This window comes from Candidatus Deferrimicrobiaceae bacterium, from assembly GCA_035256765.1.
Lineage (GTDB): Bacteria > Desulfobacterota > Deferrimicrobia > Deferrimicrobiales > Deferrimicrobiaceae > CSP1-8.
On sequence record DATEXR010000098.1, the window covers coordinates 1 to 9,544 of the forward strand.

The window sequence follows — 9,544 nt, forward strand, 5'->3', positions numbered from 1 at the left end:
AACGGGGCACACAGATGCAGCCGCCCGCCGCAGAGGATGAAAAGTTTTAAGAACGTCCCTGTTCTTAGTCACGGGGCGCTCCGCGCGGCCCGGTCGTAGTGGGAGAACTTCATCATGTAGGTCCCCCGCCCCTGGGACAGGGATCGAAGGGACGTGACGTATCCGAACATCTCCTTGAGCGGGACGAGGGCGGAAAGGTGGCTCACCTCGTTGCGCCGATCGACCGAGGTGACCCGACCCCGCCGGGCGTTGATGTCCCCGATCACCCCTCCGAGGAATTCCTCGGGCACCGTGATGTCCACCGCCATCACCGGCTCCAGGAGGTACGGCTTCCCCTTCTCGTACGCGGAGAGGAACGCCCTCACCGCCGCCACCTTCGCCGCCTGCGGCGTAGCCGTCCCGGTGAGGAACTCCACGTGCGTCACCTCCGCCTCCACGTCGTCCACGGGGTATCCCAGGATGCCGGTGAACGCCCCCTCCCGAACGCCGGACTCCACGCCGTCGGCGACCTCCTGCGGGAGCGCAAGCATCCGGAGTCGGTCGGAGACCTTGACCCCGGACCCGCGCCGGCCGGGGCGAAGCTCCATGGCGATCTTCACGGTCACCAGACGCTCCGCGATCTCGCGCTCGAACACCGTTTCCGCGGCGCCCGCCTCGGCGATCGTTTCCCGGTAGACGACCTGCGGCATCCCGGTCCGGACGGGGAGCCCGAAATCCCGGCCCAGACGGTCCACCAGGATCTCGAGGTGCAGTTCCCCCATCCCGGACAGGATGATCTGGCCGGTGTCCGTGTCCTCCTTCATCGACAGCGTCGGATCCTCCTCCACCATCTTCGCGAGCGTCTCCCGGAGGCGGTCCATCTCCCGGAACGTCCTGGGCTCCACCACGATCGACACCACCGGTTTCCGGATCTCGATCGACTCGAGGAGGATCGGCGCCTCCGGATCGCACAGCGTGTCTCCCGTCCGCGCGTTCTTGATCCCCCGGATCGCCACGATGTCCCCCGCCACGGCCTCCGCGATCCTTCCCTTCTTTCCCGCGTGGATCCGGAAGAGGCGCGCCACCTTCTCCGTCCCGCCGCTGGAGGCGTTCCCCAGGACGTCCCCCTCGCGGACCTTTCCGGAATAAACGCGCAGGTAGACCGTTCGTCTGCCCTCCTCGATCATCACCTTGAAGACGAGCGCCGCGAACGGGGCGGAAGGGAGGGGCGCGCGGGCGACGGGGACCCCGGTTCTCGGGTCGTCCCCCCTCGCGGGGGGAACCTCGGCCGGGGAGGGCAGAAAGTGCACGATCCCGTCCATCACCGGCTGGATCCCCTTGTTGCGGAGCGCGGCGCCGGCGAAGACGGGAAAGAAACGGGCGGCGACCGTCCCTTTGCGGATCGCCTGTCGTAACGCCTCGGGGGAGATCTCCCCCCCGGAGAGGTATCTCTCCGCGACGCCGTCGTCGGCGTCGGCGGCCGCCTCGAGAAGCGTCTCGCGGTACGCCGCGACCGCCGCGATCTCCTCCGGCGAAAGCGCGGACCGCGAAACGACCGAGCCCTGGCCCTCCTCCGAGAACTCCACCTTTTCCCCCGTCACCAGGTCCGCCACGGCGTGGAAAATCCCGTCCGCGTGCAACGGGACCGTGACGGGCACCCCCCGGGCGGAGAGCTTCCCCTCCATCTCCGCGACGACCCGGGCGTAATCGGCCCCCGGCCGGTCGAGCTTGTTGACGAAGGCAATGCGGGGGATTTTGTGGCGGTCCGCCTGCCTCCACACGACCTCGGACTGGGGCTCCACCCCGCCGACTCCGCAGAAGACGACGACCGCCCCGTCGAGCACCCGGAGCGACCGCTCCACCTCGATGGTGAAATCGACGTGGCCGGGCGTGTCGATCAGGTGCACCTCCGCCCCGAGCCAGGGGAACTGGGTGACCGCCGCCGTGATCGTGATCCCGCGCTCGCGTTCCTGGGGGAGGTAGTCCATCTGGGAGTCTCCGTCGTGGACCTCCCCCATCCGGTGGCTCACCCCCGTGTAGAAGAGGATCCGCTCCGTCAGGGTCGTCTTCCCCGCGTCGATGTGCGCGATGATCCCGATGTTGCGGACCTTGTCCGCGTGAACCATCCTAGAAGTTCCCCCGGAAGAGATTGAACGTCGAGGTGCCGGGGATCGCGCGGTCGGCGAACAGCGCCTCCAGGATATTCCCGGTCTCCCCCTCGGGGACGTCCCGCAAGTCCGCGAAGAAGTCCCGGATTCCCGCGGAGCGGATCTCATGGAGAGACCCCGACGCGGAAAACGGCTGGTCGGCCCGGACGGTGGATCCCCGCTCGTCGGCCTCGACGACGAAACGCTCCTGTCTCGGGCTTACCACCTCCCCCCGGACGCCCGACGACGGGACCAGGCGAGAGATCATCAGAGGGACGGATCCGTAGGCGATGGCGATCCCCAGGTCGTGCAGGTACTTTCCCACCGCCCGCAGCGCGGCCAGGTTCGCCTCCACCGGGAGGATCATCCGGGAGGCCCCCAGCCCCGACAGGACGGAGAGCGCCCCGGTGTTGAAGGCGTACAGGTAATGGTCGCTGACCAGCGTCACGTCTTTCCCGGACCGGAAGCCGCCGAAGAGCCGGAAGTGGCCCACGTCGGAAACCACCCACCGGCGGTGCCCTTTCCCGACCGCCTCCCGCACCGTCCTGCGAAGGAAAGCGGCGTCGGATTCCCGCATCGGGGGAAGAAGCCAGAAATGCGCGCGTTCCCGGAACCCCCGGTTCCCCGGGGACGGATCCCGCGCGAGGGACCGGGTGAACTCGACCACCGGAACGATCTCCGGGACGCGCGGCAGAAACGTAAGCTGTTCGGCCCGGCAACCCACGTAGAAGACGGTCGGCAGCGTCTCCCGGCGGCTCCCCCGCACCCGGAGGGTGGGAAGGATGGTGAGGCGCAGGTCCTTCCCCGAAAGGTAGAAGTCCTTGTCGAACTTCCGCGCGGCTTTGAGGAAAAGGGCCACGACATCCTGCCAGGGGACCGCGGCCCCTTTCCCCTCGACGCGGATCTCCCCCGCCGGGAGATCCGACCGGTAGACGGAGCGCAGGCGGTCCTCCGCGTCCGGCGGAACTCTCTCCTCCCCGCGCGCCCCCGCGCCGGAAACGCGGAAGGAGAATTCCTTGCGCACCTTCCCGTACGACGCCTCGATGGCCACGATCCCGTCCCCTGCGACCACCCGGAACCGGACCCCTCCGGGAGGCAACGCCTCCCATTCCCGGCGGGCGGAACGGGTGATCTCCGCCCTCCCTCCTCCCCCGACACGGAAGAGGAGGTCGCCCGGCGAAACGTCGAAGGGGATGCGCACGTAGACCCCCCTTTCGTCCGCACGCATCGATAGGGCGGAGAACCCCTTGCCGGAGCCGTCGCTCTGGAACTGCACCCGAAGCCGGTCCCCCTGCGCGACGGGGGCTTCCGCCGCGACGTGGGCCCACCCTTCCCGGACCTCCCGGACCGGGCCCAGAAGCTCCCCCACGCTCCCCGTGACCCCTCCGGCGACGACCTCCCGGGGGGCCGCGCCGCCGGTAAGCCCGCGCGTCTCCTCCCTGCCGATCACCCGCGATAGAAGCGCCCTCCCCTCGGCGACTCCTTCCTCCTTCCTCCCCTCGCGGATCCGGTCGAGGGCAAGCCGGTAGGCGGACACGACGCCGCCCACGTACTCCGCGCTCCGCATCCGCCCCTCGATCTTGAAGGCGGCGACCCCCATCGGAACCAGCTCGGGAAGGAGATCGATGAGGGTGAGATCGCGGGTGGAAAAGAGCGCCTCCTCGCCGCCCGGATGTCCGTAGAGGCGGCGGCACGGCTGGACGCACGCCCCGCGGTTGCCGCTTTTCCCCCCGAGGAAGGAGGAGAAGAAGCACTTCCCCGAGTAGGAGTAGCACATCGCCCCATGGACGAAGATCTCGACGCCGACGCGGGCGGTCGACACGATCCTTCGCACCTCGGAGATGTCCAGATGCCGCTCGAGGATCACCCGCTCCGCGCCCAGGGACGCGAACTCTTCGGCGGCGTCGGCGGAGGCGCAGCCGGCCTGGGTGCTGACGTGGAACGAAAGTCCGGGGAAGAAGTCGCGCAGGACCCTCATGAGCCCGAGATCCGATACGATAAGGGCGTCGGGGGAAAGAGGGGCCAACTGGTGGAGCATCGAAACCGCCTCGGGAAGGTCCGCCTCGGTCAGGACCGTGTTCATGGCGACGTACACGCGGACCCCCCGTTTGTGCGCATGGGGGAGGATCCGGCACAGGTCCGCCAGGGTGAAATTCTCGGCCCGTTCCCGCGCATTGAACCTCTGGAGGCCGAGGTAGACCGCGTCCGCTCCGGCGGAGACGGCGGCGAAATACGACTCGACCGAGCCTGCCGGGGCCAGAAGCTCGGGGAAGGTCGTCCGGGCAGGCGCGCCGGCTCCCCGCAGGAGAGGTTCACCGCGACGCATCCCCCTGCCGCCCGCAAACCCTTGTCTGTCCACGAAATCGGCCCCTTTTCGTTTGACATTCATCTTACATCCGATAGACTTACCGGGAAATAGCATTCGGGGAAAAACCGGGATTTTCCCCGTCCGGAGGAATGACATGAGCTGGATTCCGGCGATCCTCGCGGTTGTGCTCGTCGGCTGGTTCGTCCTGTCGTACAACTCCCTCGTCCGGCTGCGCAACCAGTTCCGGAACGCCTGGCACCAGATCGACGTGCAGCTGAAGCGCCGGTACGACCTCATCCCCAACCTCGTGGAGGTCGTCAAGGACTACATGTCCTACGAGCAGGAGACGCTTACCCGGGTCATCGAGGCGCGCGGCGCGGCCATATCCGCAAAGGGTCCGGCGGAGCAGGGGAAAGCCGAGAACGTCCTGACGGAGTCCCTGAAGAGCCTCTTCGCGGTCGTCGAAAGGTACCCCGAGCTCAAGGCGAACCAGAACGTGGCCTCCCTCCAGGAGGAACTGACCGGGACGGAGAACAAGATCTCCTTCGCGCGCCAGTTCTACAACGACTCGGTGATGACCTACAACAACAAGATCCAGTCCATTCCGTCCAACCTCATCGCCTCGGTGTTCGACTTCTCCCAGGCGGAGTATTTCGAGGTGGGGGAGGAAAGCCGCGCCGTGCCGAAGGCGGACCTCCGATAAATTCATGGAGGGGGACACTCCTCAGCGGGAGACTCAGAGCAGGAATGCCCCCCTCGCCGCGGGGGAGAAGATCTGCCCGGGATGCGGTACGGCCAACCACCGGGACGCCGCGTACTGCAACCTGTGCCAGAAATCGTTCCTCCCCGCAGGCGTCTCCCGGTTTGCGGGGGAGCCGGCCGGCGGACCCCCGGGGGCGCCCGGCCCCCTCCTGCGCCCGGCCCCCATGCTCTCCTTCTACGAGGCGGCCTCGAGGAACGTCCGGATGTCCCTGCTGCTCTTCCTGGCTCTCTTCGCCGCCTTTCTCGCGGTCGGGGGAGGGATCGGAAGCGCGTACGGAAGCGTCGGCTACGGCGTCGCACTCGCGCTCATCCTCTACGCGATCCTCGCCGCCACGGCGTATTTCAACGGCTCCTCCCTCGTTCTTTCGATCCACGATGCCCGCGAGGCGGACACCGCCGACCACCGCAGATTGCGAAACGTCGTCGAGGAGATGAGCATCGCCTCGGGGATCCCGATGCCCCGCGTCTACGTCATGGAAAGCCCGGGGATAAACGCGTTCGCCGCGGGGAGGAATCCGCAGGAAGCCCTCGTCGCGGTGACGACCGGCCTTTTCGAGAAACTGAACCGGGAGGAACTGCAGGGGGTGATCGCCCACGAAATGGCCCACATCAAGAGCCGGGACACCCTCTACAACATCTGCGCCGCGGTCCTGGTGGGGACGATCGCCCTTCTGGCCGACATGTTCCTCCGCGGGATGCCCTTCCGCGGGAGAGACCGGTCCGGGGGGGGAGGGAGGGGGAACGTCGCCCTCATCGGGCTCGGAATCCTGCTCGCGATCCTCGCCCCCATCGCCGCGAAAATCCTGCAGATGAGCATCTCCCGCCAGCGGGAGTACCACGCCGACGCCATGGGCGCGCAGTTCACGCGGAATCCCCTGGGGCTGGCCGCGGCGCTCGCGAAGATCTCGCGGGCCGGCGCCGAAGTTCCGGGGGAGAACCGGGGGACGCAGCACCTGTTCATCGTGAACCCCCTCCGCGATTTCGCCGACGACGCCTCCGCTCTTCTTTCCACGCATCCCTCGACCACGCTTCGCATCCAACGGTTGTACGCGATGGCCGGGATCGGGCCGGCGGACGTTGAATCCTGATTCTGCAAGGAGGTGATCTTGACGCGCATCGTGACGATTTTCGGGAAGGACACGTGACCGTACACGACCAGCGCTCGTATGGATTACGAGAAGGACGGCGCCCGGGTAGTGTACAAGAACGTCCAGCAGAACAAGTCCGCGATGGCCGAGATGGTGACCCTCAGCAAGGGGCGCCGCGACGTTCCCGTCATCCTCGACGGCGACAAGGTGACGATCGGCTACGGCGGCAGCTGAGCGGTGTGACGATCGCGGCCGTGCGCCGCGAAACTTCCGGGGAAAACGGACGGCGGTCCCGCAACGCGGCCGTTTTCCCGACCCAATAACTACCACCGGAGGATTTCATCGATGAAAGTCACCGAAGAAGCGCTCAAGTTCCTGAACCTGGGGATCAACTCCGAGATCGCGGCGTACGTCTTCTACCGGCGGGCGTCGAAGATGATCGGGGACGAGGGTCTCCGCAAGGTGATCGACGGCCTTGCCATGGATGAGAAGGCCCACTTCCTGTCGCTGGAAGACGCCTACGACAAGAACGTCCGTTCCGAGTGCTGGGCCCCTTACAAGGACATCCTGAGCCGGGAGGGCCTGCCCGAGATCGACGAGCTGGTGCAGGACACCCACAAGGAGCTGCTCGAGAAGATCCGGAACCTGAAGACCAGGAAAGACGTCCTCCAGATGGCGCTGTTTCTCGAGAAGGAGGCGTACGACCTGTTCCACAATGCCTCCTCGAAAGCGAAAGACCCCGGGATCAAGAAGGTCTTCGACCATCTCGCCGCCTTCGAGAGCGGGCACGTGAAAACGATCGAAAAGGCCCTTTCCGCCCTGTAACAGGCGACCTCGAGGAGTGCCCCCGCCGCTCCGGGAACCCCCCGTTGTGCGGCGTCATGGCCGGCTTCCGCATCCTCGGAGGGGGGCTCCGTTCGTGGCTCACCGTGCGGTGAACCTGCACGGCTGCGCTCCGGCAACCGGGGACCCTGGCTCGGGGGGGATTCCCCTCGGCTACGCTCGCGACCTTCGCCCGCTCGCTGCCGGTTCCGCTCGACGCAAGTTCTTCTCTCGGGGGGACACTCCTCCAACCGTACTACCGACAACCTCCAGGAGTGTCCCCGCCGCCTCGTGGAACCCCCCACCTCGCCCCGGGTCCCCGGTCGTTGGGTTCCTCGTATCCGGGCGCCAGCCGCAGGGGATCCCCCGAGCGGGAAGCCGAAGGCGGAACCGGCGGAGGCCCCGCCGTTTGGAGGGCAATAAGGCTGGCATACCCCATAGGAAGGTGAATGGCCGGGGAGAGGACCAATGGGCACATTCGCTGGCCGAAGCCGGGGAGCGAGAACCCTTCCGGTGAAATGTGTCCTGAAGGTTCGAGCTCCGAGCCCGCCGCCGACGAACAGGAGGAAAAGCCCGCCCTGATGCGGGCGACAGGCGGGCGAGGCGGACCGCCATGCCCGGACGGGAGGTCCGGGCGGATGCGGCGAGGCTGGACGCGAGCGGGGACCCCGGAGGCGAAGCCGCCCCCGGCGCCCTCGCAACGGGGCGCGCAGATGCGGTGCCCGCCGCAGAGGGTGAAAAGTTTTAAGAACGTCCCTGTTCTTGGGTCACCGCCTCGATCATCTTCCGGTAGGCCCGGGGGAACGCGAGGCCGGTCAGATCCTTCCGCCGCACCCAGCGCCATTCCCTCTCCGTGCGCGGGCCTTCTCCCGTCCGTCTGCAGCGGTAGGCGTGCAGCGTGATCCGGAAATGGGAAAATCCGTGCGGCACCGAGGCGATCCGCTCCCCGACCTCGACGCCCATCCCCCATCCCTGCCGGAGCTCTCTGCGGAGCGCCTCTTCCCGCGTCTCCCCGGATTTCCGGCGCCCGCCCGGTAGTTCCCAGAGGCCGCCCAGAAGACCCCGTTCCGGCCGACGGCCGACCAGGACTCTCCCCTTCCCGTCGGCGATCCACGCGACGACCACGTCGTGCCGGGGAAGATCCTTTTTCGCCGCTTTCGCGGGGATCGCTTCCTGGAGGCCGAGGCGTAGGCCCTCGCAGCGGGCGCGCAGGGGGCAGGCGGGGCAATCGGGCCGGCGGGGCGTGCATACCATCGCACCCAGGTCCATCAGGGCGAGGGCGGTCTCCCTCCCCTTCCCCGGCTCGATCAGGCCCCGGGAGAGTTCCCACAGGCGGCGCTCCACGGAAGGCCGGGAAAGAGGCTCCGAAACGGCGAAGAGCCGGGCGATGACCCGTTTCGCGTTGGCGTCGAGGATGGGGACGTCCCTGCGGAAGGCGATCGCCGCGATGGCGCCCGCCGTGGACCGCCCGATGCCGGGAAGCGCCGCCAGGGCTTCCGGATCCTCCGGCAGGCGGCCGCCGTTCTCCCGGGCAACCAACTCCGCGGCCCGGTGGAGGTTGCGGGCCCGGGAGTAGTATCCCAGCCCCTCCCAAAGCTTCATCACGCGGTCCCGGGGCGCCCCGGCCAGCGCGCGCACCGTGGGGAAAGCGGAGAGGAACCGGCGGTAATAGGGAGTGACGGTTTCCACCCGGGTCTGCTGGAGCATGACCTCCGACACCCAGATCCGGTAGGGGTCGTCGGTGTTTCGCCAGTCCATCTCCCTCGCCGACCGGCCGAACCACGCGAGGAGCCGGCGGGAGATCGCGCGCAAACGTCTTCCCTCCGGGAGCTTTCGGGAGGTCCCGGACACGGATTCTTCCTTGCGCGTCATGCGTAGGCCGTACCGGCGATGCCGGCGTTACAGGTCTTCGAGGAGCCCCGTGAAGGTGTCGTGATGCTCCTCTTCGTCGGCAAGGATCTCCTTGAACATCTTCTCCGTGACCTCGTCGCCTTCCTTCCTGGCCACCTCGATGATCTGCCGGTACAGGGTGATGGCTCCCTCTTCGTCCTTCTTGTCCGTCTGGAGCATCTCCTTGAGGGTGTCCCCGACGACGATGGGCGAAGGCTTGGTGGTCGGCTTCCCCCCGAGGTAGACGAGTCTCTCGGCGATCTTCTCGGCGTGCTTCATCTCCGAAATGGCGATCTTCTTCAGTTCGTCCTTCACGGCGAATCCCTTCACGCCTATCCACTGCACGTGCTGCCACAGATATTGCACGGAAACCTGCAGCTCCCGCGCTACCGCCTGGTTCAACAGGTCCAGCAACTGCTTCGACGCCTTCGGGCTCTTCATCGAGGCTGCCTCCTCAATATGGGTGGGAAATTCGAGGTTACATCGTACCACAAAAGGAAACGGGGGCCGGTTCGCGGCCCCCGGGAAAAGCGAAGGGGCGGCCTCCA

The 9,544-nt window shown here is 67.2% G+C and carries 8 protein-coding genes; 4 read left to right on the forward strand and 4 right to left on the reverse strand.

Going from position 1 to position 9,544, the window contains the following annotated elements:
* Positions 1 to 68: 68 nt before the first annotated feature.
* Together fusA and VJ307_03210 are read right to left on the reverse strand one after the other, a co-directional pair.
* Complete coding sequence (gene fusA / locus VJ307_03205; protein ID HJX73139.1) at positions 69 to 2,105, reverse strand: elongation factor G; 2,037 nt, start codon at positions 2,103 to 2,105, stop codon at positions 69 to 71.
* A gap of 1 nt (position 2,106) precedes the next feature.
* Positions 2,107 to 4,515: a U32 family peptidase gene (locus VJ307_03210; protein HJX73140.1), complete on the reverse strand. Its 2,409-nt coding sequence runs from the start codon at positions 4,513 to 4,515 to the stop codon at positions 2,107 to 2,109.
* A 73-nt stretch (positions 4,516 to 4,588) separates the two neighbouring features.
* On the opposite strand from VJ307_03210, the gene VJ307_03215 reads away from it, so the two are divergent.
* The 4 genes from VJ307_03215 to VJ307_03230 all read left to right on the forward strand — a co-directional run bounded on the left by VJ307_03215 (position 4,589) and on the right by VJ307_03230 (position 7,109).
* Positions 4,589 to 5,137 carry a LemA family protein gene (locus VJ307_03215; protein ID HJX73141.1) on the forward strand — a complete coding sequence of 183 codons (549 nt, stop codon included), beginning with the start codon at positions 4,589 to 4,591 and terminating at the stop codon, positions 5,135 to 5,137.
* Positions 5,138 to 5,141: 4 nt separating this feature from the next.
* On the forward strand, positions 5,142 to 6,284 hold the full coding sequence (locus VJ307_03220; GenBank protein HJX73142.1) for a M48 family metallopeptidase: 1,143 nt from the start codon (positions 5,142 to 5,144) through the stop codon (positions 6,282 to 6,284).
* An 18-nt stretch (positions 6,285 to 6,302) separates the two neighbouring features.
* Positions 6,303 to 6,518, forward strand: a complete 216-nt coding sequence (locus tag VJ307_03225) for a UXX-star (seleno)protein family 1 (GenBank protein HJX73143.1) — start codon at positions 6,303 to 6,305, stop codon at positions 6,516 to 6,518.
* Between the two features lie 111 nt (positions 6,519 to 6,629).
* Complete coding sequence (locus VJ307_03230; protein ID HJX73144.1) at positions 6,630 to 7,109, forward strand: ferritin family protein; 480 nt, start codon at positions 6,630 to 6,632, stop codon at positions 7,107 to 7,109.
* A 741-nt stretch (positions 7,110 to 7,850) separates the two neighbouring features.
* Here the strand turns inward: VJ307_03230 and mutY are convergent.
* Both mutY and VJ307_03240 read right to left on the reverse strand, forming a co-directional pair.
* The gene (mutY, locus tag VJ307_03235; protein ID HJX73145.1) at positions 7,851 to 8,978 is read right to left on the reverse strand and encodes an A/G-specific adenine glycosylase; all 1,128 of its coding nucleotides are present in this window, start codon (positions 8,976 to 8,978) and stop codon (positions 7,851 to 7,853) included.
* A gap of 27 nt (positions 8,979 to 9,005) precedes the next feature.
* Positions 9,006 to 9,437, reverse strand: coding sequence for a ferritin-like domain-containing protein (locus VJ307_03240; protein HJX73146.1), 432 nt, complete (start codon positions 9,435 to 9,437; stop codon positions 9,006 to 9,008).
* Positions 9,438 to 9,544 lie beyond the last annotated feature (107 nt).

Coding starts and splice junctions, on each gene's coding strand:
- VJ307_03220 (HJX73142.1), top strand. CDS start 5,142: ATGGAGGGGGACACTCCTCAGCGGGAGACTCAGAGCAGGAATGCCCCC.
- VJ307_03215 (HJX73141.1), top strand. CDS start 4,589: ATGAGCTGGATTCCGGCGATCCTCGCGGTTGTGCTCGTCGGCTGGTTC.
- VJ307_03210 (HJX73140.1), bottom strand. CDS start 4,515: ATGAATGTCAAACGAAAAGGGGCCGATTTCGTGGACAGACAAGGGTTT.
- fusA (HJX73139.1), bottom strand. CDS start 2,105: ATGGTTCACGCGGACAAGGTCCGCAACATCGGGATCATCGCGCACATC.
- mutY (HJX73145.1), bottom strand. CDS start 8,978: ATGACGCGCAAGGAAGAATCCGTGTCCGGGACCTCCCGAAAGCTCCCG.
- VJ307_03240 (HJX73146.1), bottom strand. CDS start 9,437: ATGAAGAGCCCGAAGGCGTCGAAGCAGTTGCTGGACCTGTTGAACCAG.
- VJ307_03230 (HJX73144.1), top strand. CDS start 6,630: ATGAAAGTCACCGAAGAAGCGCTCAAGTTCCTGAACCTGGGGATCAAC.